The organism is Neobacillus fumarioli NBRC 102428, from assembly GCF_001591485.1.
GTDB classification, from domain to species: domain Bacteria; phylum Bacillota; class Bacilli; order Bacillales; family Cytobacillaceae; genus Neobacillus; species Neobacillus fumarioli.
Map to the genome: position 1 here is coordinate 1 of NZ_BCUZ01000032.1, position 26,190 is coordinate 26,190.

Here is a 26,190-nt window from a genome sequence, read left to right on the forward strand (position 1 = left end):
ACACTACCCCTTCATACATTGCCCTTGCCTTAATTATAGACAAGAGCTCCAAATACCAACGAATAGCCACCATCGCTCTAGGGTGTCCACCCCACGTGGACAAAACCTCAAAATGTCCACGAGCGGTGCCTGACACCATTAGAAGTCAAGCGGCCGATCTTCGGTTAAACCAAAGTGGTAGAGGATGGCTTTGACGATTCTTTCGGAGGCGAAGCCGTCTCCGTAAGGGTTGGAGGCGTGGGCCATTTGGTCGTGGGCTGCTTTGTTTGATAGGAGCTCATCTGCCAGGCCAAAGATGGTTTCTTCGTCTGTTCCGGCCAGTTTTAATGTGCCTGCTTCAATTCCTTCCGGGCGCTCGGTTGTATCGCGTAAAACCAGCACCGGCACCCCCAATGAAGGGGCTTCCTCTTGGACCCCACCTGAATCTGTCAAAATTAAATATGCTCTGGACGCAAAATTATGAAAATCAATGACATCCAACGGCTCGATTAAATGAATACGGTCATTATCACCCAGCACACGGCCGGCGATTTCCCGGACAACGGGATTCATATGGACAGGATATACCACCTGGACATCATGATGCTTCTCCACAACTCTTCTTATGGCACGGAACATATGCTCCATCGGTTCGCCCAAATTCTCTCTGCGATGTGCTGTCATCAACACAAGCCGGTCATCGCCAAGTTTGTCCAAGACAGGATGGGAATAATCAGCCTTTACCGTTGTCTTTAACGCATCAATCGCTGTATTTCCCGTAATGAAAATGAACTCTTCCTTTTTATTTTCTGCTAAAAGATTTCGTTTTGATTGAATGGTTGGAGAAAAATGAAGGTCAGCTAAGACACCAGTCAGCTGCCGATTCATTTCCTCTGGGTATGGAGAATACTTGTTATGAGTCCTGAGACCCGCTTCGACATGTCCAATCGGAACTTGGTGATAAAATGCAGCCAGACTTGCCACAAAAGTTGTTGTCGTATCGCCATGTACCAATACAAGATCCGGCCGAACCTCCGCAAGGACTTGATTTAACCCTTCCAGACTCCGGACGGTTACATCAAGCAATGATTGTCTTTCCTTCATGATATTTAAATCATAATTTGGAGTAATTTCGAAAATATTTAATACTTGGTCAAGCATTTCACGATGCTGTGCGGTCACTGTCACAATTGATTGGATCTGGTCCGGATACTTCTCCAATTCTTTGACAAGCGGCGCCATTTTAATCGCTTCCGGTCTTGTCCCAAACACTGTCATGATCTTTAATTTCTTGTTCATAAGGACCTCCAGGTAATATAACCTCTTGCAATATTATTTGTTTTAAGGAACTTGAATCTATTCCAATTCCATTTATCAAAAACTAGAGTTGGAAAAAAGATAATTGCCAAAAAACAGCTGATAAATCCATTAACATGATAACAAATTACCACAAAACGGGGAAGTCGCACACCCATTTTCATTTATAAACTGTCCACCCCAGGCGGACAAATGAAGGATTTTGTCCACAGACGGTGCCTGACACTCAGCTGGATAGCTTGGTCAATGCTTTGATCGGTGATGTGCAGGCTTCCTTCGAGGTCGGAGATGGTACGGGCGAGGCGGAGGATCTTAACCTGGGTGCGGTTGCTCCAGCCGTTTTGGATGAGATGTTGTTGCAGGTGATTTTGCTGTTCGACTGTAAGTGGGCTTGTTTTTAGCAGCTGGTCATAGGGCACACGGCCGTTGCAGATTTCTTGGCCATAGCGGTCATATTGCCGCTTTCGGGCTCCCTCCACCCGTTTTCGGATCATACTTGATGATTCCCGGTTCTTTTCCTTCTCCTCTGCCTTAAAATCAACCGGACATAAAGATAAGTGTATATCGAAACGATCTCTGAGCGGGCCAGATAGTTTATTTTGATAAAATAAAATATGCTTTGGCGTACAGGTACAATAACGGTGTTTGGAGCCTGCATACCCACATGGGCAGGGGTTCATAGCCGCAATCAATATAAAGGATGCAGGATAAGTAATTGTCGCATGGGTGCGGCTAATGGTGATCAATCCGTTTTCCAGCGGCTGTCTGAGCATGTCTAGCGTTTTCTTAGAAAATTCCCCAATTTCGTCTAAAAATAAAACCCCGCGGTGGGCTAATGAAATTTCACCCGGCTTTGGATATTGCCCGCCTCCAATAATTGATACGCCTGAAGCTGAATGATGCGGACTGCGAAAAGGCGGCATGTTGGTTTGTGTATAGGCGGTCTGGCTCAACTGATACAAGCTAATAACTTCAAGTTCTGCTTCATTTGTTAATGCTGGCAAGATCGATGGGAAACTTGATGCGAGCATGCTTTTCCCGCAGCCCGGGGGTCCGGTCATTAGCACATGATGTTCCCCTGCGGCAGCGATTTCAAGGGCATACTTTGCAGCAGAATGGCCAATCACATGTTGAAAATCAAAATCCCCAAAATCCGCCACCTCCACTTTCTCCTTTTCTATCGAAAGCGGAGGTGGAGACCATTGACCTGAAAGATGGCCAATTACATCTTGAAGCGACGTGACATAAATCATTTCCAAATTGAGAAAATGAAGACTGGGCAGCTTATCATCATTTGGCAAATAAATTCTCCGGATTCCAAGTTTTTTTGCCGCAAGGACCGCAGGCAGCAGCCCTTCAATCGTCTGTACAGAACCGTCCAGTGATAAAGCCCCTATAAAACATGTATCTTCCGGAATGGACGCCTCAAGCTCATGTAAACTTAACAGTAAGGCGATCGCCATTGGCAAATCAAACATCGGGCCCATTTTCTTTTGATCAGCCGGTGAAAGATTAATCGTAATTTTTTGTCCCAATAGTGAAAACCCTAGTGTACGAAGCGCTGCAATAATCCTTTCTTTCGATTCTTTCACCGCCATATCAGGCAATCCGACAATTTTAAACGAATCATTCCCGACATATGTTCCTGCTTCTACGTTGATTTGGTACCCTTCCATCCCTTTTAAACCAATACTTGTCACTTTGGCCCACATGATAGCCTCACCATTTCTTCCATATAAAGTTTTCCATCTTTCCAAATAAACTTGTCCGATATTCTGGTATACATATATTGCTGGTAATTCGCAGACGGAGGCTCAGGAAAGTAGGAAAGAATCGGATTAGAATCTACGAGAGGATTTTTTTCATTGAAGGCATAAACGCGGTAACTGCTCCATGGATAATCCTCGGGTGCTGTCACCATTCGGGCCGCTACAGGATTTAGATGAATGTACTTACTGACATCAATATCATATTCGGGGGAATTCAGCAATTCAGCGCCATAACGTTTCTCAAACACATGCCCGGAATAACTATACTTTTTATTAAAATATTTGGCGTATTTGGTATTGAGATGTTTCATAATGAGGGATAGGGGAGTTTCGTGTATTTCAATTTGCTGATGAGTATGATTGGTCATTAAACAATAACTATAGAGAGTAAAAGGGTATTTGGATTTCGTTTCCCCAATGAAAGAAAGGTACCTTTCAAAATCACCTTCCTCCATAAAAAGCGAACTCCTCCTAATCCCCCTGCTCGTCACATGATACTTTGCACCAGCAAACCACGTTCGAACTGCACGAGCCATATTTATCATTCCTTTATAATTTGGTGTCAGGCACCAGTCGTGGACAAATGTACGCGTGGGGTGGACAGTCTCCTTGGTTTAGAACGTTGGCGGTAAGGGTTTCATAGCGGTTTTGGGAACTGAGGTTAGTTAATAAAGGGGTATGCGGGGCAGCACTTCATTCTACATTATACAAAATTTCCGAGAATAATTGGTATATTTTACACAATTTTTTCATGGTTTTTTGGCTCGAAATTCTTATATATGGTAAAAATTACTAAAAGTTTGCTCTCCTTTGAAAGATAATACAGAAACCAGACCGCATGGTTTTGCTCATCTGCCGCTGTCCTGCGAAAAACTTCTTTTAGAAATGGGTCCGCTGCCCTATCAGAAATCTCCAAATAAAAACGGACTATTTTCTGTTTATTCTGAAAAGCAAACTCTAAGCCATTTGAATAAGGACTAATACATTCTTCCACCATTTTGGGATGCGGCGGCCTGCCCGCCAGTTTTTGATAAATTTGGACAAACTGCTGGTAATGCTTAATCTCATCGTGCCTGATTTCAAGAATTTGCTCTCGTTCTATTTTACTAGCCGCCATATTGGTGAGCTTGGCATAACAATCAATCGCACTGTATTCCCCATCTATTGCCTTCTCAATGTCATTGACTAGTATACTGGAGTGCCGATGCATTGCTTCCAAGTATTTTGTATATGGAAACATTAAGAAATCCCCTTCCATTTTTCCCTTGTTAAATTCTATGGGCAAAAAGGAATGGAAGTGTCAGCCTTGCTTTCGACACTTTTTACAATTCTTTGCGTATTTTAAAAACTCGATTGCAAAAATCAGCAAAATTCCCCAGGAAATTTTTTATTGAACCGCTGCACAGAATTTTCTACAAAATTTTATTTCTCCTGCAGTAGGAGGATATGCCCCCACATTGTCCACCCCACGTGGACAAAATTACAATTTGTCCACGATCGGTGCCTGACACCGGAAAATAGCGCCGCCTTGTTTGCTGTTGAATGCTTGGATGGTGCCGCCGTGGCCTTCGATGATGGCTTTGGTGATGGCGAGGCCGATTCCTGAGCCGCCTTCTTGGCCGCTGTAGAAGCGTTGGAATACTTTTGTTTCTTCGCCGGGTGCAAGTCCTGGTCCATCATCTTTTACTTCGATGGTAAGTGCCTGTACTTGGGGATTTTCCCTTTTCATAACAGTTTTAGTTTCATTATTTCTTGGGAATTTCCGCCCGTCTTTCACTGTTTTTGTTTCTGCTATCGTTTCCAAACTCCTAGCTGCTTCTCTTCCAACCGTCATATAGCATTTAATTTCCACCACTTTTTTCGCATAACGAATGGCGTTCCCTAATAGATTAATAAGGGCACGAACCATTTTTTCCCGGTCCATATTGACCATCAATGTCTCGGATACGCCAATATCTACCATCAGCTCAATCTCCTGTTGCGCTGCAATCCCACTGACTGTTTGTACTGCCTCCTGAATCACTGATGTTAGCGGCTCGTATTTAAACTTGAAACTTTCCTCAATACTCTCAAGCTTAGCCAGATAGGTAATCCCTTCTACAATCCGCTTTAGCCGCTGACTTTCTGTAATAATAATATTTAAACTCTTATTGACATCATCTCCAGTTATAACCCCGTCCAAAATTCCCTCGGCATTTCCTTGAATCGCCATTAATGGAGTTTTCAGTTCATGCGAAGCATTTTGGAAAAATATCTTTTGATCCTCATCATACCTCTTTAGCCTTCGTGACAAAGCATTAAAACTGGCTGCCAATTCACCAATTTCATCTTTTGTTTCAAGGCGGATCTCTCGGTTTGCTCCTTTAAGTGAAAAATGCTTCATATGTTCCGTTAGCAATCGAATCGGCCTCGTCAACCCTCTTTGAAAAATCAGCCCTAACACAACTGCTATAAACGCAGAAATGATTAAGCTAATAATCTGAGAGTTCCGCATTAACTTATTGATTTGCTGCACTTGATCTAATCTTGCAACAAGGGTCACGTATCCCTTTGCCATGCCATTATTCGCTGTAATTGGCACTGTTTCTGCAACAAATTTCCGCCCCGGCCCATTGTTTTGTTCGAGAATATCAGAAATGGTCCCGCCCTTAAAGTCCGTGTAAATGATTGTCTGATCCTTTGTCCAAATAATCATTTTGGCTGTAATTAACCTCTCCGTTACTGCAAGCGCTCTTCGGTTTGCCAACTTAATGCGTACTGCCGTCCTTGACAATACCGTTTTGTCCAGCAGCCCGCTCACAACCTTCGCTTCCTTTTGCAGTTGAAGCTTGGTTTCACGCAGCAAATACTGCTCTGAGATGAAGTGAAAAGAAAAGCTTGTGATAAAAAATATACTGATAATCAGGATAAAATATGTAAATAAGAGCTTTGAACCGATTTTCACAGCGTTCACTCATCCATTCGATACCCATATCCCCAAATGGTAGACAATACTACCGTGGAATGGTGCATTTCTAATTTTTTTCGAAGCCGCTTAATCAAGTCATCAATCAACCGGCCTTCCCCTGCATATTCGTAGCCCCAAATATATTCGAGCAATTCTTCCCTTGTAAACGGCTTGCCGATATTTTGTGCCAGAAATACGAACAACTCATATTCTTTTGTAGTGAATTTGATTTCCTGTCCATTCTTTTCTATATATCTTTTTTCAAGGTCGATCACTACGTCGCGAATTTTTAAAACATGCGGGACATTCAACATATTTTTTTCCATCCGCTTAAAAATATTTTTAATCCGTACCATCAGTTCCCTAGGGCTAAACGGCTTGGTCAAGTAATCATCACCGCCGAGTTCGAGTCCTAATATCCGGTCAAACTCCCCGTCTCGTGCAGAGACAAAAATAATCGGAATATCACTTGCCGTGCGGATTTTTTTACAAAGTTCAAGACCATCTATGTGCGGCATCATAATATCAATGATCAATAAATCCGGCTTCAACCTAAGCATTTCATCATAAACATTCCGGCCATCGGAAAACATTGTCACCTTATAGCCTTCCCTTTCGATATATTTCTGTAAAATATCACGGATATTCTTTTCATCATCCACTACGAAAATATGCTTCATGACCGCTTCACCTCTTCTCCATTATATATGAAAAGAGAGATAGCGTAATATCACTATCCCTCTTGATTGGTTTATTTTAAAATTGTAAGTAACTTATCTAAGTCAGATACCTCTTGTTTCATTTTTTCATTGATTTGTCGCTGTACAGTAATTAATGACTTAAATTGCTCGCTGGCATCTTTGCCATTTTTCAATGCCTGCTTTAATGCCTTAGCATCACTATGTTGTGTTTTTAACAATGGCTTCATTTCCTTCTTTAAGTCATTGATTTGTTTTCTCACTACTTGCGCCTGTTTTAATTTTTCTTTATTGCCGCTCTCTTTTGCGGCAATTACTAAATCCATGAGTTTGTCTCGTTTTTCAAGAATTTGTTTTTGTAAATCAAGATGTTCGACCTTTAGCTGATTCACTTGGTGAATTTGGGTTTTATACTTGTTCAGAACCGTAAGCCCCTTTCCCAAATGCCCAGCATGAGCCTCAGCAGTAACTGAAGCTGAGTGACTTGACGTAGTTGAATCTGCGTACACACTGCTGACTCCATAAGCACCTCCCAGCAGCATCACCGCACCAACACCCGCAATCAAACCTTTCTTTACATTCATCTTTCAAACACTCCTTTCAACATGTCCTGATTACAATCTCAAGTATATCCAAAGAAGACGGCATAACTGCGGAATAAATATGTGAAAAGTGTGTGAAATGGTGTCAGGCACCGCTCGTGGACAAATAGCCGATTTGTCCACGTGGGGTGGACAGTTTTGCGATTATGGGAGAATAAATAAGAGAAGTGCCGCTCGGTGACGCTTCTCTTTTAGTTCTGTAAATGGTATTGATCAGCTGGATTGTTTCTTGTGAAGGCTAGGTTCGCCAGTTTAGAAAGTTTTATATGCCTTGTATCCCTTCCCCATCATTTCATGAACAATATGCACGGTGACGTAGGCATTTTGATCAATTTCCTGAATAATAGTTTTGGGCTGAACGATTTCCTGTTTATTGATGACGATGTACAGTACGTCTTTATTCTGGCCAGTGTAACCGCCGCGGCCGTCCAAGACAGTTAGCCCCCGTGACATTTTGATTGTAATGTTCTCTAATACTCGCTCAGGTGAGTTCGAAATAATCATGACCGCCACTCGTTCATCCAATCACTCAACAATGAAATCGATCGCTTTTACTCAGACAAATACCGCGAGCAGTGTGTACATTGCTTTTTCCAGTCCAATAATAAACGCAGACCCAGCAACGACAACAATATCCATAATGAGTACGGCTTTTCCCATACTCTATCCTAAAAATCGATTCGCAAGGCTGGCTAAGATCGATGTGCCTCCCGAAGTTCCATCGCTTCGAAAAACAAAACCAACCCAGGCACCAACCAGAAGTCCGGCAAAAACGGATGCAAGCAATGTATCATGCGTTAATATTCTGCTAATATTTTCGGTAAAAAATAAACAAACCGAGGATGCCGCAATGGATATTAGGGTATAGATAAACGCCCGTTTTTCAAAAAATTTATAGCCAACTAAAAGCAGCACGATATTTAAGACAAAGTTCACAACTCCTTGCGACCAATGAAACAAGTAATGGGCCACGATAGTAATCCCAAGAAGACCGCCTTCGGAGAGTCGGTTTGGAATCGTAAAATAATTAACCCCCAGTGCATAAATGAACGAACCGAACAAAATGAACAACAAGTCCTTAATGGTCTTCTTCATTTATAAATTAGATAACTAGTTCAATAGGTTCTTATACGAGAAATTCCACGATATTTCTAAAAACCTATCGTTTTCATTACTTGGCATTTTTCCTCTCCAATAGGCCCTATTTGAAAATTATTATGATAGAACGCTTAAAAAACAAAACTCCGGCATCCGTGCTTTAATATGCCGAAGTTTTTCATATAAGAAATGAAAATGTCCACTGGAGACGGACATTTGTCCACGGATGGTGTCAGGCACCGCTCCAAGATCCGTCAGCTCCTAGGCGGTAGCCGTTGATGGTGGTGCTGCGGGCCATTGAACCGTCTTTGTAAAGGTAGTACCATTTACCTTTAGATTGGATCCAACCCGTTTTCATCACACCTGATGTATCAAGGTAGTACCACTTGCCACCAGTGAGAACCCAACCAGTCTTCATAGCTCCATCTGGTCCTAAATAATACCATTTGCCCTCGGTATTTAACCAACCCGTTCTCATTATGCCGCTCGTATCAAGGTAATACCACTTGCCGTCAGTAAGAATCCAACCAGTCTTCATAGCTCCATCTGGTCCTAAATAATACCATTTACCTTCAATTTTTACCCAACCCGTTTTCATTGCGCCGCTTGTGGAAAAATAATACCATTTTCCATTCACCTGCTTCCAGCCGGTTACAGTCTTGCCGGACACATTATCAAAGTAATACCAGCTGCCGCCTGATTGAACCCATCCCTTCAATAACTTCTCTAGAACTGTTCCTTTGGCTTTATCGATAAATGTATAGGTAATATCAGAACCCTTATTTACCGGGACTGCGAAGTCATTGATAGAATGATAGGTTGTGACAACAGCACCCCCGCCTCTTAAATTTACCGTATTACCGGAAAAAAGTGCGGGCTTTATAGAATCAAAGAACGGATCCCCTTTGAATCCATACAACCCTGTTGGATTTTTCATCAGGAGGGCAATCCGAAAATCAGTCATTAATTTTCCGAAGGTGATATTCGGATTAATATATTTTTTCGCCACATCTTCAACTGCCTTATAGTTATTATTGGGATCTTGTATAATTTCTTTAAAAATTCGATCCCCTTGGCCACACTGAATTTTTAAATACTGAACAAATAAGTATGATAGCGTATAATTGGCCAGCGTATCCCCTTCAGTATCCCAATACAACAATGACTGCCCGTCTTGAATCGCTTGAGTTTCATTGTAATAATCACGGCGGTCCTCCAATCCATGTTTGGCATATATTTGTTCTGATGCCATTGACAAGCCCTCATCGAGCCATGTATCCATCGGATTGCCATGTTCCACAAGCACTTTTTCGTTATAATTCACCATATGTTGAAACTCATGTGCCAAGACACTGTATGCCTGTGTGACATCTTTTGTTGGACCGGTGCCCATTGCCGGGTACGTATCAATGTAAATGATTTCTGATTTATTGGAAGTAGGCGTATTATAAAGGTCACCAGCACCGAAATATCCGGCCACATAACCGCCGCTTTCGTAAAAACCATCTTGAATATCATAGCAAAGAATATTTATCTTACCATCGTGATCCACATCCGATTCCTGTCCGAAATTAGTAACAACTTCCGGGTAAATTTTTGTATCAAATTCTGTACCTAGTTTGGCAGCATCCTCGTCCGTAATTTGATTATTATTTACCCATACCATTGCCTTCGAGCCGCTATAAGCTAATCTAGCAGGAATTTGATAGTCTTCATCATTTAAAAGATTGGTAACCCAAAAGTTCCTGGTCGAACCAATTTTGTAAACTACCGAACCTTGAACCGTGCTTTTTCGTATGAGATTTCCTCTATTTGCAGCAGCACTAAAAGGTTTATTGTAATCTACCTGATATGTACCTGCTTTTAACTTCCTATTTACCTTTTTAACATCAAAACTACCTGACGATTGAAAGGAAGTTTCATTGGTTGACTCATTACTAATCACAACATATTGATCCTCTAAGCTAGTGCTTAGACTATTTTTAATAGATCCTTCCGATTGATTTGAACGATCTTTAAGAATTAATCCGCTACTTTCCGAAGCAGCCCTATTCTCAAACGTTCCCACACTCCCCTCCAAACCTGCAGCAGACGCCGCTACAGGAACTAGCCAAAGCTGCAAAACAACCACAAAAACAAAACATTTACGCACAATCCCATACCCCGTTTCTCTATTAATTTGGTGTCGGGCACCACTCGTGGACAAATCCCCATTTTGTCCACGTGGGGTGGACATAGTTAGAATCTAAGATAAAAACATAATGCTTTTAAAATGGAAGCTTTCCTTGTCCTGAAACATAATTTCTTTCGACAAGGAAGCATTCTTAACTTACGTTTTTTTGATTTAGGTGCCTCTTTCTTTTTTTAAATACCGCTCAAGCAAACTCCTAACCAGTGGGCTAGCTTTTTCTGGAAGTTCTTTTGTGTCAAAAAACTGGGCATCGATCGATTCCACGCCATCAATTCGGATTTTGCTATTTTTCAAATCGGTGGAGACATAAGCAATTGTCACTGGATAAAATTGATCTCCATTCGGGAGTTTTACATAATATTGCTTTCCTGAAAAAACACCTACCAGCTCCAGTTCCCCAACCTCAATTCCGGTTTCCTCCAATACTTCCCTTCTTCCGGCTTCTTCTGCCGACTCCGCTAATTCTAAAAGCCCTCCAGGCAAGCTCCAGACACCATTCGGCCTTTGTTGCAGCAAAATTCTTCCATACTCGTCGATGACACCAACGACCGCCCCTACTAAAATGAGCGGTCTCGTGCCGATGATCTTTCGTAAATCTTCTATATAGCCCATTCTTTTCCTCCATGTTACAGTATTTCATGGCTAGAACACTGTTTAAATTCCAACTCATTTTACCATAATCACATTGGTCGGTGCCAGTTACAAAACAATGTATAATGACGTAAAAGGAAGGTGTTCAGGATGAAAAAGAGCAAGGCCAGCCGCTATTCGAGATATTACATATCTTTCATCATTATATTTATAATTGGCTCTGCTTTCTTTTTATTGCATCATATACATGGACAAGGGCACACCCCGGAACGCACCAGTTTAAAGTACGGAAACGATCCTAAACAAACATTAGATCTTTATCGGCCGGATGAGATCAGCGGGAAGAAATTCCCCGTTATTATTTATGTGCATGGCGGGGGTTGGACAGGGGGCGACAAGTCGAACGTAGCTGAAAAAACTGCCTATTTCACGCATAAAGGATACGTGTTTATTTCGCTAAATTACCGGCTTTACCCGAAAGCCAGCTATACGGATATGGCGGATGATGTGGCCAAGGCTGTAAAATGGATTTATGACCATGCTGGGCAATACCACCTTGACCGCGGGAAATTGAATTTAATGGGGCATTCTGCCGGGGGACATTTAGTTATGTTAATCGGTACAAACCCAAAATATTTACACAATGCCGGACTATCGCTGCAGTCTATTCATTCGATTGTCTGCCTGGAAGGGCCAGTTGATTTGAATGATTTTATTAGCAGACTGAGCCAGTATAAAAAAGTTTTTGGAAGTGACCCAAAAGTTTGGGCTGAAGCATCTCCAGTCACCTATGCTTCCAATAAAAACTTGCCGCCGATGTTTATGGTAGCCCATGGAAATCGCTCAATCGCCGGATTTATCGAAAAAGCAAGGATCGCTGGCAATACGGTCGAATCATTTTCTGTCCGCACCCTTTCAAATAGCGGAGTAACTGCTGAGCTTGGATCCGTTTCGGGTTCAGAAGAAGCAAAGAACATGACGAATGCTGTAACGGCTTTTTTAAAAAAATATAATCCATAATAACTTTGGCGGCCGGCCGTTAAGAAAAGCGCAAGGGCCCGCTTAGCGGCGAAATAAGGAGAATGAAGGATTGGCAAGCAGAACGAAGCCAGAGATTTGTCTTCTTAATGCGTACAGAAGCAGTAGCTTCTGTAGCCAAACACAAGACGAGTCATCAAGAAGGCGCACCTTCTTAGCGGCTCATCTTGTGACCTCCATCCGCTGGCACCTCTGCCTAAAAGCTATCGCTTTTAGACGTTTGATGCTACCGAAGCTTTCCTTGTGGAGCTGAACAATTCTCAAAGTCAAAATCTTTACTTTACTTTTAAAAAAAGAAGCTGACACCCTGCTTATAGGCTGTCAGCTTCTTTAATTGATAAAACCTGTCATATTGTATAACGCAGTCTCCAAATTGGTTAAACACACCTATTGTCCACTCCAGACGGACAAATGTCCACGAATGGTGTCAGGCACCATTACAATGACACCTTTACAATAGCACCATTTTAATTGCATCATTACAATGGCGGTAAGTCTAGGCGACCTTCTTGGAAGAGAGCTTTGAGCGTGTGCTTGGTGTAGCAGGCAGCTTGGGCAAAGGTGATGTTTGACGGCATTGGGGCTTCATCGGCGTCGACGATGACGTCTATGATGCATGGTTTATGTTGCTGGATTGCATCCTTTAGAGCCGGAAGCAGGTCTTCCGGATTTTCGACACGGTATCCAACCCCGCCGCAAGCCTCTGCATATTGAGCAAAATTGGGGTTTTTAAGATCGGTCGCGTATTCAATGTTTCCTAAAACTTCTTGCTCAAATTTAATCATTGCAATCTTATCGTTGTTTAACACAATCACGATGATTGGTAGCTGGTATTTGACGGCTGTGACGAAATCTGCCATCGTCATGGCAAATCCTCCGTCACCGCATATTGCAAATACTTGCTTGTCTGGATAAGCCATTTTTCCGGCAATGGCTCCCGGCAGCCCGCAGCCAAGTGTCGCAAGCCAGCTCGAAATAACAAACTGCTGATTCGTCATATGAAAATGGCGCGCTGCCCACACCGTTACGTTACCGACGTCTACTGACAAAATGGCATCGTCGGAAACGACATTCTCAAGAGCCCGGATAACACGCTGGGGCTTAATAGGCACGGAGCTTTCTTCTTCTTGCCGGTCCAGTTTTTCCCACCATTTATTCATCCGTTCCATACTTCGTTCTAAAAAGCTGCGATCTTCCTTGTGACTGATATATTGATTCAGCCAGTCAAGCGTCGCTTTGGTTTCCCCAGCCAAGCCAATATCAACAGGATATTTTTGGCCAATTTTTCCTGGGTCAATATCAATTTGAATGTTCTTAGCCTTATCAGGCAAAAAGCCGGTAAACGGATAAGATGTTCCAATCATGATTAGCAAATCGGTTTCCTGCATCGCTTCATAAGCTGGTTTCGTGCCAAGTAAACCTAGTCCGCCCATGCAATAGGTGTGTTTATCAGGAATTACGCCTTTTCCAGGCAAGGTTAACACAATCGGTGCTGCGATTTTTTCCGCAAATGCAAGCAATTCTTCGCGAGTACCGTGTGCACCCCTTCCGGCAAGGATGACCGGCTGCTTGGATGCATCAATCAGTTTCTTAGCCTGTTGAAGATCCTCTATCTGCGGGAGCACCGTTTGCTTGACAGTGAAGCTGGAAGTCATTTTTGCTTCTTTTCCTACTTCAAATTTTGGTATATCATCCGGTATCGACAGTACGGAAACGCCTTTTTTGGCATAGGCCATGCGAATTGCCTGATTGACGACAGCCGGAAGCTGCTCAGCCGACATAATCCGTTGATTGTAGACGGCAACATCATCAAACATTCTTTCCAAATTCACCTCTTGAAACGAACCGGTTCCGATTTGATCAGATTCCACCTGGCCGGTAATGGCCAGAACCGGTGCCCCGTCAAGCTTAGCATCATATAGGCCATTCAACAAATGGATGGCACCGGGGCCAGCAATTGCCATGCAAACCCCTAGTTTTCCCGTCATCTTGGCATAAGCTGCAGCTGCCAAAGCCCCTGCTTCCTCATGACGAACTTGAATAAATTTAATTTTATCTTGCGCTTTTCGAAGCGGCTCGATTATTGAATTAATTGTATCACCCGGCATTCCATAAATATGATCGACCCCCCACTCAATCAAGAGATCCACTAACTGCTCACCTGCTGTTGGCTTAAACATGAACTGGAACAACCCCTTCTCTAAAAAATCAATACTTACACGTATACTACCCGAATTTCTTCGGAACAAAACCTGAATTCGGCAGGTCTCCGTTCCAGCGATCCTGCAGCATTTACAAATGTCCACTCCAGAAAGACATTTGTCCACGGTTGGTGCCTGACACCATAACGGTGAAGGTGGTGCCTTTACCAGGTTAGCTGTTGAGTTGGATGGTTCTGTGGTAGGTGTTGACCACCCATTTTAAAAATACTCATTTTCATTTGGTTTCCTTTTTCTTCAAAATATCTTTTTCCTATTGATTCTAAAACCAATGAAAGAACCTCTGCCTTCTAATTTGCAGAGGTTCTATTAACACTAGTATCTTTTTTCTTGATGCCATTTCCAGGCGTCCTTGATGATTTGTTCGAGGTTCCGTTCAGCATTCCAGCCAAGTTCGTTATATATTTTTTCAGAGGAGGCGACAAGTCTTGCTGGGTCGCCAGGGCGGCGGTCCGTTATTTCGACAGTAGCCTTTTTGCCTGTTATTTTTTCGCATGTTTCAATGACTTCTTTTACAGAATAGCCTAGACCGTTGCCGAGGTTGTAGATTTCGGCTGTTTTCTTGCCGGACACAAGTGCTTCAAGCGCAAGGATGTGCGCAGCAGCTAAATCTGTAACATGAATGTAATCACGAATGCATGTACCATCGGGTGTCTCGTAATCGGAACCGAACACTGACACTTGTTCTCGTTCACCTAATAAATGCTGTAAAACAATCGGGATTAAATGGGTTTCCGGATCGTGGCTTTCGCCAATGACAGCAGATGGATGCGCACCTGCAGCATTAAAATAGCGCAGGACGACATAACGAAGCCCATAAGCTTTTGCGAAATCAGCCAAAATCTGCTCGACCATTCGTTTGGAATGACCATATGGATTGATCGGATTGGTAGCCGTTGATTCATCAATTACATCTACTTCGGGAATTCCATATGTAGCAGCGGTTGATGAGAAAATAAAGTTTTTGACTTTAAATTTCATCATTACTTTTAAAAGGGTTAACGTGGCCGCCACATTATTTTGATAATATTTCAATGGATCCGTAACGGACTCACCCACAAGACTGTTGGCCGCAAAATGCATAACCGCTTTAATGGGGTAACTTCGAAACACCATTAGCAGGTCTTCCTCATTACCAAGATCCCCTTTAACAAATACCGCGCGATTGTCTACCGCTTCCCGGTGACCGGTTGACAAGTTGTCCAAAACGACCACATCTTCCTTTTCCACTAACTCCTTCACAAGATGGCTGCCAATATAACCAGCCCCGCCGACAACAAGAATCATTCCGCATTTCTCCTTAACTTAGATTCTTCCACCATTGTATTATAGCACTTTACAAAAACTAGCGCTTCTCTATAACATCCGTTGTAAAAAATTCCCGATAACGCATCTTTTAAAAAAGGGCTGTCCCGAAAACTGATATTTCGGTCCGAACAACAAACACCCTGTCATTCTTTCATATCCATCCATATATAACTTGAAAGAAGGATCACACTCACCCCGGAACCCAAATTAAAATGTCCACCCCAGATGGACACTTGTCCACGAGTGGTGCCTGACACCAACATACAATACAATGTGTAAATTATTAAAAATGGAGGGATATTTATGAAACTTTATTTAGACCCTGGGCATGGGGGTTCTGATCCCGGAGCTCAAGGAAACGATCTGAATGAAAAGGATGTGACGCTTGATATTGCGCTTAGATTAAGAAACATTTTGCTTAATGATTATGAAAATGTTGAAGTTCGGATGAGCCGTACTAGTGATATTACGAAAAGCTTATATGAAAGAACAAATGAGGCCAATTCCTGGGGGGCTGACTTTTACTTATCGATTCATATTAATTCCGACAACAATTCGGCTCAGGGCTATGAGGATTATATTTATTATGGACTTTCCAATACTTCTACTACGGCAAAATATCAAAATATCATCCATGCGGAGGTGATAAAGGTAAATCAACTAAAAGACCGCGGGGAGAAAAAGGAGGATTTCCATGTTCTTCGTGAATCTTCGATGCCTGCCATGTTAACGGAAAATGGTTTTATTGATCATGTCCATGATGCTGCCTTGATGAAACAGGCATCCTGGAGAGAAGCTGTCGCCCAAGGCCACGCAAATGGATTGGCCAAGGCATTTAACCTAAAAACTAAATCTCCCGGTCAGCCTGGCAATCCTTTACCTGGAACTCTTTTTAAAGTCATTGCAGGATCTTTCCAGTCCAAGGAAAATGCTGAAGAAAGAGTTGCTTACCTCCGTTCCAAAGGCTTCCAAGCTTTTATTAATACAATTACAATCTCCGGTGAAATCTGGTATAGGACGCAAACAGGAGCGTATGCTAATCGAGAAAATGCTGAACAGCAGCTGAATGAACTGAAAAAAGCCGGAATTAATGATGCCTTCCTTGTGGCCGAAACTGTTAGTACAGCAGAAAATAAAGCACCTGACAAAAATAATGTTGGAAAACAAAGTGATTCCAACAGCCTCGGAACATCCCAAGGAACAGGGAGTAGTAATACATCCGGGATGGGGAATCCTTCATCTAGCGGCCAAACAGGAAACAGTATCCCCGGTAATGGAGCAGGTACCAATCAGCCCGGGAATCAAACCACTGGATCAGGGACCAATGCCACAGGCGGTGCTTCCTCGAGTCCAAACGGCACCAATAACACGACATCAAATGAAACGGCAAATATAAATACTATATTAGGCCCTACCTATCTTTCTCCCGAACTAATGGACCTATTCGCTAAAAGTATTAACCCGGGGGCACCTGAATTAGGTAGCTATTATCAAACATTTGGAAAACTATATGGCATTCGTGGTGATGTTGCATTTGCACAATCTTTATTGGAGACGAATTTTTTCCGGTTTACTGGAGTTGTACAGCCTAATCAAAACAATTTTGGCGGGTTGGGCTCAACAGGTCCCAATACGCGAGGAGCCTCCTTTAAAACACCGGAAGACGGTGTACTAGCTCAATTACAGCATTTATTTGCCTACACAACAACAAAACCACTGCCGGGGACCTACCCATTGGTGGATCCACGCTTTCACCTTGTACATCGTGGCTCAGCTTCAAGCTGGACGGACTTAAACGGAAAATGGGCTTACCCCGGTGAAAACTACGGTCAATCTATATTAAATCTATACCAAAGAATGATTGATTTTACCCTTCAACTTTTAGAAAACATTCGTAAAGGCAACAGCTAATAAAAAAGCATCACTGGATGACGGCTTTCCAGTAAAAACCCCTTCCAGTTACGTTATTCCTTACTTTCCATTAATTCTGAAACGCTGACAAATTGATACCCTTTTTGTTTTAAGGCAGGAAGAATGATTTTTAGAGCCTGGATGGTTTGGCTGCGATTGCCGCCGCCATCGTGAAGAAGAATAATATCACCGTTTCTTGCATTACGTATGACATGATTCGCCATGACTTGAGCGCCGGGCATGGACCAATCCTTTAACTCTTGATGATAGGACCAAAGAACCACTTTATACCCTTGTTTAACTGCTTCCTGCAGCAGGGCATTATCAATATATCCTCCGGGCGGCCGGAACCACTTCGTACGGTTTGGCTGATATTTCTGAATAATCCGGTCTGCCTGTGAGATTTCAAGGCGCATCCTCTCTAAACCGGCTTTATTTTCATATGGATGTGTCATCGAATGATTCCCTAACTCATGACCGCCCTGGACTACCTGCCTAACAATATAAGGAAATCGTTCCATTTTATCTCCAACCTGAAAAAAGGTAGCATGAGCATTATATTCCTTTAAGAGAGCAAGCACTTGCGGGGTGTATGTAGGACTTGGACCATCATCAAATGTTAAAGCAATCATCTTTTTCTTTGTTGCAACATCCCAAACAACCTGTCCAGTGGGCTCCACCTGTTTCCGCTTAATCATTTCCGCAAAAGAATTCGAATGAAAACAAGAATAACAACAAAAAAACACAACCATTATCCGTATCCATCTCATAACAAAAGCCCCTTTTTTAGCATCATCTTACTAAATACCTTTCACCTATAAAGTGTGCAAATGAGACTATTGCTATGTTAAAAGAATGGTGTTAAAAATTGGTGTCAGGCACTACTCGTGGACAAATTGCATTTTTGTCCGCCTCCAGTGGGCACTTTCTGTTTTCTCATCAATCGACATATTTCGGGAGTGACAGTCAAAGAAATTAGGATTAATATGGGGTATATGAATGAATTGGAGGAGATGGCGATGAAATTAAGTAGTGAGGAAATTGAAATTTTAAGAATTATCGAAGAAAACCATAAAATTTCTGTTGAGTCTATTGCGTTAATGGTTGAGAGCAGTGAGGAACAGGTCAGAAAGACGTTAAAAAAATTAGAAGATGAAAAAATTATCATGAGCTATCCGACCTTAATTGATTGGAGCAAGGTGGAGGGCCAGGAAAATGTGATTGCGATGATTGATGTAAAAGTTACTCCGAAACGAGGTGTCGGCTTTGACGAGGTGGCAAAAAGGATAGCCCGTTTCCCGGAAGTATCATCCTTATATCTAATGTCGGGTGCTTACGATTTGTCTATCACCATCGAAGGCAAATCCATGAATCAAATCGCAACATTTGTTTCCGAAAAATTATCAACCATTGACAATGTCATTTCCACTACTACCCATTTTATGTTAAAAAAATATAAACATGATGGAGTGCTATTTACGAGCGGTGATGATCAAGACCGCAGAATGGTGGTTTCACCATGATGCAAGATTACACCCGCTATGTTTCGCAAACAGGTAAAGATCTCAAACCCTCTGGTATTAGAAAATTTTTCGATCTGGCAGCCAGCATGGAAGGGGTTATCTCCTTAGGTGTCGGAGAACCAGACTTTATCACTCCTTGGAACATTCGTGAAGCGGCCATCGTTTCATTGGAACAAGGCTATACCTCTTATACGGCGAATGCCGGATTACTTGAATTAAGACAGGAAATTTCTACTTATTTAGAAAAACGGTTTGGGGTTGAATACGATTCGAATAATCAAATTATTGTAACGATTGGCGCGAGCCAAGGTCTGGATCTTGCTTTCCGTGCTATCTTAAACCGAGGAGACGAAGTGCTCATTGTGGAACCGGCCTTTGTTTCGTATGGCCCGTTGGTTTCATTAGCAGGCGGCACTCCCATCCCTGTTTCCACTTCGCCAGCAAATGGTTTCAAGGTTACACCGGAGCAAATTGAGCAAGCGATTACCGAAAAGACAAAAGCAGTTTTACTATGCTCACCAAATAATCCGACCGGCAGTACCTTGACAAAAGAAGAACTGACAGAAATTGCAAAAATTATCAAAAAACACGATTTACTCGTCATTTCCGATGAAATATACGCAGAATTAAGCTATGATGAAGTTTTTACAAGCTTTGCTGCCATCGAAGGGATGTATGAGCGGACGATTTTATTAAATGGTTTTTCCAAAGGATTTGCCATGACAGGATGGCGCTTAGGTTTTGTGGCTGCACCTAAACCGCTGACAGAGGTTATGCTGAAAATTCATCAATATACGACAATGTGCGCCCCGCACATGTTACAGCATGGAGCAGTTGAAGCACTAAGGAACACTTATCATGAAGTAGAAGCAATGAAACGCAGCTACCGCCGGCGAAGAAACTATGTCGTACAAACCCTGAACCAAATGGGCTTGGAATGCCATACTCCGGGAGGGGCGTTTTATGTGTTCCCTTCCATCCGCTCAACGGGACTCAGTTCCGAGCAGTTTGCTGAACAATTGCTTCTGGAAGAAAAAGTAGCCGTCGTACCAGGTAATGTGTTTGGAGAAAGCGGCGAAGGCTACGTCCGCTGCTCCTATGCCACATCCATGCCGCAGCTCCAAGAAGCATTAAAACGCATGCAGCACTTTATTGAATCACGAAAATTAGTAAAAAATTAGAATTGTACGGTGTCAGGCACCATGTGAAAAATTCACAAAGGTGTCAGGCACCGATATTTTTTTCGCCTTTGGACATACTGTAGATAAAAATGAATTTAGGTGGTTAAAGTTGAAACAGCTTGTATTGATTCGCCATGGGCAGAGTTTATTCAATTTGGAAAATCGCTTTACCGGCTGGAGGGATATTGATCTTACGGATGAAGGATATAATGGAGCACGGAAGGCCGGAGCGATTCTGAAAAAACACGGGTTTACCTTTGATGTTGCCCACACATCCCTCATGAAGCGAGCGATACGTACCTTATGGATCCTACTCCATGAAATGGATTTGGTATGGATTCCCATTCATAAAACATGGCGCTTAAATGAACGGCATTATGGAGCACTGCAAGGGATGAACAAAGACGAGGTCATCGCCAAATTTGGGGAAGAACAAGTGAACGAGTGGCGCAGATCAGCAAGTGCTCGGCCGCCGGCACTTTTACCGGAGGCACATCAGCATCTTCTTTTAGACCCTAAATATGCCAATGTTGATAAAGCGGACATTCCATTAACTGAAAGCCTCCTAGATACCGAGAAACGTGCATTGGTTTATTGGAAAGAACAGATTGCTCCTGACTTGGCCCAAAACAAGCGGGTAATCATTTCCTCCCACTGTAACACCTTAAGAGCGCTGATCAAATATCTAGATAACGTATCTGATGAAGAAGTAGCTCGCCTTAACATTCCAAATAGTACACCAATTATCTATGAATTAGATGATCGTCTGTATCCCATCAGACATTACTGCCTCGGCCAAGAAGGCGAATCACCGGATCATTTAAGTGACCATGAAAATTGCGATTGGACTGAATAATAATCATTTCAGTTATGAATTAATATTTAAAGAGGGCTATCCAATAGCCGAAAAATCGCTATTGGATAGCCCTTTTAAATTTTCATCGGATGTAGTATCATGACAGATTTAGATTATTACCTAGGCCGTCTTTTGGATTAGGACCAAATCGGTTATTTCCTTCTTCGCTATCCAGACAAAAAAATACAAGAAGAACAATAGCCCCGATAAATGGAATTAAACCAATTAAGACCCATAAGCCACTTCTTCCACTATCATGAAGTCTGCGTACAGAAACAGCTAAGCTTGGTAAAAAAACCGCCAAAGAATATAACCCTGTTAAAAATTGCCTTATATGCAACAAAGACCCTATTACGCTAAGAATGATTTCAACAATAAGATTGACCAATACAAACATCCAATATTCCTTACGTCTCGCCCTCCCTTCAAACACTGCATAATTCTTCAACACCTTCAAATACCACTCCATTAAAATCCCCCCAACAATCTATTTATATAGCAGAAACGGAACAAAATCAGAATTTCCGAAACTGCAGAATAACACACTGAACCAATATTTTGCAAATTGTCCACTCCACATGGACATTTGTCCACGAGTGGTGCCTGACACCAATCTCCCCTTTTTTTATCCTATGCTTAAATCTAATTTCCTATTATCAATCATGATATTAAAACCATAGGAGAAAATAGGGAAAGTTGTCAATAATTTTCACTGGAACTTTTTTCGCCAAAACCCCGCATTTTTCGACAAAGAGCCCCCCCAATTTTCAAAATTTTACATTGATTTTTAAATCAATTTAGTTTAAAACTAATTAGGGAAATTTGAATAAATCGAGGTAATTTTTTATGGGGAATAATCAGAAAAGTTTGAAACGAACGATGACGGAACGTCATGTCATGATGATAGCGTTAGGCGGTGCAATTGGCTCGGGAATTTTCAAAGGGAGCAGCTCTGCCATTAATATTGCAGGGCCGTCTGTGATCATTGCTTATATTCTTGGCGGCATTATCATGCTGTTTGTCATGCAAGGATTGGCTGAGATGGCTGTGCGCGGCAAAAATGCTAGAACATTTCGAGACCTTATTGAGCCGATCTTAGGACCTTTTGCCGGATATTTTGTCGGCTGGACATATTGGATTTTCTGGGTGTTTGCTATGGCGGCTGAAGCTGTTGCTGCAGCATCATTCCTGCAGTTCTGGCTCCCTAATGTGCCCCTCTGGTTGTTAGCACTTATTGTCTCAGTTGCTGTAACACTGTTAAATCTTTTTTCTGTTAAGGTGTTTGCCGAAGCCGAATATTGGCTGGCGGCTATCAAGATTTTTGTCATATCGCTCTTTATCGTGTTCGGCTTTATCATTTTATTTATACCGTTTGGAGAGCATCATGCTGCAGGCTTCGCTAATTTAACTGCTCACGACGGATTTTTGCCGCATGGAGTTTTAGGGATTCTAACAGCGATGTTTGTGGTTGTCTTCTCTTACGGAGGGACAGAAATGATTGGCGTCACGCTGGCAGAGGTGCAAAACCCCGAAAACGTAATTCCAAAAGCTGTCCGAAGCACATTTATCCGAATTCTTTCTTTTTATGTCTTGCCTTTTCTTATCATGGTCAGCTTGATTCCTTGGAATCAATTAAATTCCAGCGGTCAGAGTCCGTTTGTTACAGTATTTCAAATAATGGGGATCCCGTTTGTCAGCCATTTTATGAACGCAGTCATGCTGACAGCGGTTATATCATCGCTTAATACAGGTATGTATTCCGCATCACGCGTTCTTTATACGCAGGCACTTGATGATCGTGCCTGGAAGACCTTTACACGTCTAACTAACAATCAAGTCCCCATCAACGCGATTCTTGCCAGCACATTTGCCTTATATATCGGTGTTTTGGTGGCCTTTTTCGCCAAGGGGAAAACCTTTGATTATCTAATGACTTCGCTTAGTTATACGATCTTGATTATTTGGTTCTTCATCAGCTTAGCCCATATAAAGAGCCGAAAAAATGTCAAACAACTGACTGGATACCATGTTCGCTTGTTTCCCTATACAAGCTGGGTTTCACTTATAGCCATCGTGACAATTTTTATCGGTGTCCTATTTTCTACACCAATCGCGGGAACAGCTATAACCTTGGGACTTTATCTTGTAATCAGCATTTATTATTTCTTTAAGAAAAAAAACTCAACTTTCTCGTTAATAGAACGAACCGATCCTCATTGACAGGTTTTGGCCGGCACAGGAATCTGCGGGCCTTTTGTTGTCATCTTATATTGTTGATATCAATTTTTCATCTAAAAAATTAAACAATTTAAGCAAGTTTTAACTTTTTTATTTATGCCATACACGGTATGATGATATCTAGGTCTAGTTTTTCAGAAAGTTGGTCTTGGCATGCAGCAAAATATAGTAGTGAATAATAGTAAAAGACGGCAGAATAGAAGATTCTTGCTTGTATTGATCTGGGGAATGATTCTGGGGGTCCAAACATGGACAGATAACCTGGGCGCTTTATTGCGTTTACAATCGATTGGTTTCAAATGGGTACCTCATCCCAATTTTTTAGATTTTTTTAATCTGAATGACATAACAAAGATTCACCATTACTTTCTCATTGTAAAAACAGGCCATTTCATTGGTTTTGCTTTATTTGATTTCCTACTTTTCAATTGGAAAAGAAACCATAAATGGTCACTGCTGATTTCGTTTCTCTTTGCGCTGTTGACGGAAATTTTGCAGTTGTTTTTTGGAAGAGATGGACGATTATATGATGTAGTCATTGACACATCTGGTGCGTTCACTGTCTACTACATGATCAAAACAAAAAAATTAAAAGTAAATCGGTAAGCAGATAAGGCGGGTTTTTCATAAACCAGCCTGATTGTGTTAAATATTACCGCTCAGAAACGAAACATTCTAGTGTAAAATAGTAGTGATTTAAATAAGATAAAATATAGGAGGAAATCCCTATTATTATAGCGAAATATATGAATGGGAATTTTAAAGGAAGGGATTGAGGTTCTATTAATCGGAGTTTCAGAATCATCATCGCAGCATTTGCTATCGTCCTTGTCACGATCTCTTATCTTTTACCACACCAGGCACAGGCCTCCGAAACCCTGCCCCCTATAAACGGGCAATATGGGATCGCCATCGATGCGGTAACCGGTGAAGTACTTTATGATAAAAACGCTGAGCAAAAAGCCTATCCTGCCAGTATGACAAAAGTCTTAACCTCTATCATCCTAGACGAAAAGATGAAAGATGGTCAAATGCTGACGGTCAGTGCCAATGCAGCCGGGCAGGAATGCAGTTGCTTAGGCATTAAAGCTGGCGAACAAATAACAAAGGAAGACGCCATGAAATCCTTGCTGTTATTAAGTGCAAATGACGTAGCAGTGGCAATTGCTGAGAATGTCGCCGGCAGCGTACCGGGATTTGCAGCATTAATGAACGATGAAGTACAAAAATGGGGCTTGAAAAACACCCATTTTGTCACGCCAAACGGTCTGCACAACCCAAACCATTTTACAACCGCACACGATATGGCCCTAATTATGAAAGAAGCCTTGAAGCATCCTGAAGTCCTTCAGGCCCTCTCAACACAAACAACGGAAATTAAGACAAGCATGCAAAACAGAAAAATTAGTAACACCAGTTTGGTTCATAAACAGCCCAACTCTCACGTTATTGCCGGTAAAACAGGATTTACGGATATAGCGCAAAACACGTTAGTAGAATATTTAGAGAAAGATCAAAAGAAAGTCATTGCTGTGGTGATGAAAACCAATCGAGAACACGAGTACTCCGATATCCAGACCATGGCCAATTATGCGTTTGATCACATGAAATTTGAACAACTTGTTTCAAAAGGTACTGTAGTTGGCATGGAACCGATCAATGGAAAAAAAGTGGACCTTGTCGCAGGTGATGACGTTGATCTGACCATAAAAAGTGGCGGAACTGAACAATTCGATCGAAAAATAGCGATGCTGAACACACAGGGAAATGCGTTGAAAAAAGGACAAATAGTAGCTCATTTAATGGTGATGAAAAACGGAGAATTAATAAAAGAAATCCCACTTATGACAAATGAAGCCGTGCCAAAGGTAGTCAAAGAGAAACAAATAATGGCCGGGCTCTCATCTGAGTGGACAAGCGCAATGATTGCATTCAGCGGAATTTTATTGCTTCTGCTCGCTTTTTTCAGTCTTACAAGGTTTATGAAATTGCAACGCAGCAAACAATATGATAATGGATAATCCCTGCTTCCTAATGGAAGCGGGATATTTTTATATCCTAGTGTCTTTTTTTTGAACATCCCCCTATACTCTATTCTATTCATCTTCTGTGATAAATGAAAAGAAAGCCCCTGTTAGTGTAAGTACGTTTATTCAAAATTTTCCTATTTTGCATCGTAACTAATAAGACTTTTTTCATATTTTGTTAAACGAAAACTATTTACCTGTTAATATTAACTTTCGCGTTTTGTTATCATATATTTTATAACTAACTCCAAACTGATGGTCTTTTGTAACGGTCACCTCACAATAATAAGGGATTGACTTTCCATAAGCATCAAGTGCAGGAATATCTCTGAAGGTAAACATTTCATCTTTATTGATCATTTTAAAGTCCGCTTCAGGAGCACGACCTGAGGAATCTATTTCGATAACACATTTCCCACGAACAACATCATATTCCTTTAGCACAACATATTTCAGGCTTGGTAGAGTAATCACAAAACATAAAACACCAATTAATAATGCTACCAGGCTTTTACTCTATATTTAATATTGTGTAATCTTTATCAATATACATAGCGACAATGATAAATACCGACGAAATTACCAACAAAATCCCAATAGTAAGTATTGCATAATAAATTAGCATTGTTTCACTTACTTAACCTCTTCTTTCACTAAACTGCCACGTTACTTGAATAAGAAAAGCTATAATGGACCC

Annotated in this window: 22 protein-coding genes and 1 pseudogene; 8 read left to right on the forward strand and 15 right to left on the reverse strand. The window is 41.8% G+C overall.

Annotation, left to right across the window (positions count from 1 at the left end; genetic code table 11):
* Positions 1-138: 138 nt before the first annotated feature.
* The 10 genes and pseudogenes from wecB to BFU02S_RS07445 form a co-directional block, all read right to left on the reverse strand.
* Positions 139-1,278 carry a non-hydrolyzing UDP-N-acetylglucosamine 2-epimerase gene (gene wecB, locus BFU02S_RS07395; RefSeq protein ID WP_066368628.1) on the reverse strand — a complete coding sequence of 380 codons (1,140 nt, stop codon included), beginning with the start codon at positions 1,276-1,278 and terminating at the stop codon, positions 139-141.
* A 182-nt stretch (positions 1,279-1,460) separates the two neighbouring features.
* Entirely contained in the window at positions 1,461-3,008 is a 1,548-nt protein-coding gene (locus BFU02S_RS07405; RefSeq protein ID WP_066368632.1) for a YifB family Mg chelatase-like AAA ATPase, read from the reverse strand.
* Complete coding sequence (locus BFU02S_RS07410; protein ID WP_369690650.1) at positions 2,993-3,610, reverse strand: transposase; 618 nt, start codon at positions 3,608-3,610, stop codon at positions 2,993-2,995. The genes BFU02S_RS07405 and BFU02S_RS07410 overlap by 16 nt, the downstream gene beginning before the upstream one ends.
* Before the next feature lie 191 nt (positions 3,611-3,801).
* Entirely contained in the window at positions 3,802-4,305 is a 504-nt protein-coding gene (locus tag BFU02S_RS07415; protein ID WP_084361026.1) for a ferritin-like domain-containing protein, read from the reverse strand.
* Between the two features lie 240 nt (positions 4,306-4,545).
* Positions 4,546-6,009, reverse strand: a complete 1,464-nt coding sequence (locus tag BFU02S_RS07420) for a sensor histidine kinase (protein ID WP_066368639.1) — start codon at positions 6,007-6,009, stop codon at positions 4,546-4,548.
* Positions 6,010-6,014: 5 nt separating this feature from the next.
* Positions 6,015-6,692 (reverse strand): response regulator transcription factor, encoded by a 678-nt coding sequence (locus BFU02S_RS07425; RefSeq protein WP_066368641.1) that lies wholly within the window; start codon positions 6,690-6,692, stop codon positions 6,015-6,017.
* A gap of 71 nt (positions 6,693-6,763) precedes the next feature.
* On the reverse strand, positions 6,764-7,294 hold the full coding sequence (locus tag BFU02S_RS07430; protein WP_066368646.1) for a hypothetical protein: 531 nt from the start codon (positions 7,292-7,294) through the stop codon (positions 6,764-6,766).
* Positions 7,295-7,564: 270 nt separating this feature from the next.
* Positions 7,565-8,407, reverse strand: a pseudogene (locus BFU02S_RS07435) (YitT family protein).
* A 235-nt stretch (positions 8,408-8,642) separates the two neighbouring features.
* Positions 8,643-10,562: a hypothetical protein gene (locus BFU02S_RS07440; RefSeq protein WP_066368650.1), complete on the reverse strand. Its 1,920-nt coding sequence runs from the start codon at positions 10,560-10,562 to the stop codon at positions 8,643-8,645.
* Between the two features lie 192 nt (positions 10,563-10,754).
* Positions 10,755-11,213, reverse strand: coding sequence for an NUDIX hydrolase (locus BFU02S_RS07445; protein ID WP_066368653.1), 459 nt, complete (start codon positions 11,211-11,213; stop codon positions 10,755-10,757).
* A gap of 129 nt (positions 11,214-11,342) precedes the next feature.
* Between BFU02S_RS07445 and BFU02S_RS07450 the strand changes: the two genes are divergently transcribed.
* Positions 11,343-12,212, forward strand: a complete 870-nt coding sequence (locus tag BFU02S_RS07450; RefSeq protein WP_066368656.1) for an alpha/beta hydrolase — start codon at positions 11,343-11,345, stop codon at positions 12,210-12,212.
* A 497-nt stretch (positions 12,213-12,709) separates the two neighbouring features.
* Here the strand turns inward: BFU02S_RS07450 and BFU02S_RS07455 are convergent, their stop codons facing one another.
* The gene (locus tag BFU02S_RS07455; protein ID WP_066368659.1) at positions 12,710-14,410 is read right to left on the reverse strand and encodes a pyruvate oxidase; all 1,701 of its coding nucleotides are present in this window, start codon (positions 14,408-14,410) and stop codon (positions 12,710-12,712) included.
* Positions 14,411-14,764: 354 nt separating this feature from the next.
* Positions 14,765-15,736, reverse strand: a complete 972-nt coding sequence (gene galE, locus BFU02S_RS07460) for a UDP-glucose 4-epimerase GalE (RefSeq protein ID WP_066368661.1) — start codon at positions 15,734-15,736, stop codon at positions 14,765-14,767.
* A gap of 324 nt (positions 15,737-16,060) precedes the next feature.
* On the opposite strand from galE, the gene BFU02S_RS17275 reads away from it, so the two are divergent.
* Positions 16,061-17,668 carry an N-acetylmuramoyl-L-alanine amidase gene (locus tag BFU02S_RS17275; protein WP_066368663.1) on the forward strand — a complete coding sequence of 536 codons (1,608 nt, stop codon included), beginning with the start codon at positions 16,061-16,063 and terminating at the stop codon, positions 17,666-17,668.
* A gap of 53 nt (positions 17,669-17,721) precedes the next feature.
* Here BFU02S_RS17275 and BFU02S_RS07470 read toward each other — a convergent pair whose 3' ends face one another.
* Positions 17,722-18,438, reverse strand: a complete 717-nt coding sequence (locus BFU02S_RS07470) for a polysaccharide deacetylase family protein (RefSeq protein ID WP_235842007.1) — start codon at positions 18,436-18,438, stop codon at positions 17,722-17,724.
* A gap of 249 nt (positions 18,439-18,687) precedes the next feature.
* Here BFU02S_RS07470 and BFU02S_RS07475 point away from each other — a divergent pair, with 249 nt between their 5' ends.
* From BFU02S_RS07475 to gpmA, 3 genes are all read left to right on the forward strand, one after another.
* Positions 18,688-19,191 carry an Lrp/AsnC family transcriptional regulator gene (locus tag BFU02S_RS07475; protein WP_066368668.1) on the forward strand — a complete coding sequence of 168 codons (504 nt, stop codon included), beginning with the start codon at positions 18,688-18,690 and terminating at the stop codon, positions 19,189-19,191.
* The gene (locus BFU02S_RS07480; RefSeq protein WP_066368683.1) at positions 19,191-20,372 is read left to right on the forward strand and encodes an aminotransferase; all 1,182 of its coding nucleotides are present in this window, start codon (positions 19,191-19,193) and stop codon (positions 20,370-20,372) included. Before BFU02S_RS07475 ends, BFU02S_RS07480 begins: the two co-directional genes overlap by 1 nt.
* 109 nt (positions 20,373-20,481) lie before the next feature.
* Positions 20,482-21,228, forward strand: a complete 747-nt coding sequence (gpmA, locus tag BFU02S_RS07485) for a 2,3-diphosphoglycerate-dependent phosphoglycerate mutase (protein WP_066368670.1) — start codon at positions 20,482-20,484, stop codon at positions 21,226-21,228.
* Between the two features lie 97 nt (positions 21,229-21,325).
* Here the strand turns inward: gpmA and BFU02S_RS07490 are convergent, their stop codons facing one another.
* On the reverse strand, positions 21,326-21,697 hold the full coding sequence (locus BFU02S_RS07490) for a DUF805 domain-containing protein (RefSeq protein ID WP_066368672.1): 372 nt from the start codon (positions 21,695-21,697) through the stop codon (positions 21,326-21,328).
* A gap of 377 nt (positions 21,698-22,074) precedes the next feature.
* Between BFU02S_RS07490 and BFU02S_RS07495 the strand changes: the two genes are divergently transcribed.
* The 3 genes from BFU02S_RS07495 (at position 22,075) to BFU02S_RS07505 (ending at position 25,487) form a co-directional block, all read left to right on the forward strand.
* Positions 22,075-23,448 carry an amino acid permease gene (locus BFU02S_RS07495; protein ID WP_066368675.1) on the forward strand — a complete coding sequence of 458 codons (1,374 nt, stop codon included), beginning with the start codon at positions 22,075-22,077 and terminating at the stop codon, positions 23,446-23,448.
* Positions 23,449-23,619: 171 nt separating this feature from the next.
* Positions 23,620-24,072 carry a VanZ family protein gene (locus BFU02S_RS07500; RefSeq protein ID WP_066368676.1) on the forward strand — a complete coding sequence of 151 codons (453 nt, stop codon included), beginning with the start codon at positions 23,620-23,622 and terminating at the stop codon, positions 24,070-24,072.
* 281 nt (positions 24,073-24,353) lie between these two features.
* On the forward strand, positions 24,354-25,487 hold the full coding sequence (locus BFU02S_RS07505; protein WP_369690651.1) for a D-alanyl-D-alanine carboxypeptidase family protein: 1,134 nt from the start codon (positions 24,354-24,356) through the stop codon (positions 25,485-25,487).
* A 195-nt stretch (positions 25,488-25,682) separates the two neighbouring features.
* On the opposite strand, the gene BFU02S_RS07510 is transcribed toward BFU02S_RS07505, so the two are convergent.
* The gene (locus tag BFU02S_RS07510) at positions 25,683-25,967 is read right to left on the reverse strand and encodes a hypothetical protein (protein ID WP_066368681.1); all 285 of its coding nucleotides are present in this window, start codon (positions 25,965-25,967) and stop codon (positions 25,683-25,685) included.
* Between the last annotated feature and the right edge of the window lie 223 nt (positions 25,968-26,190).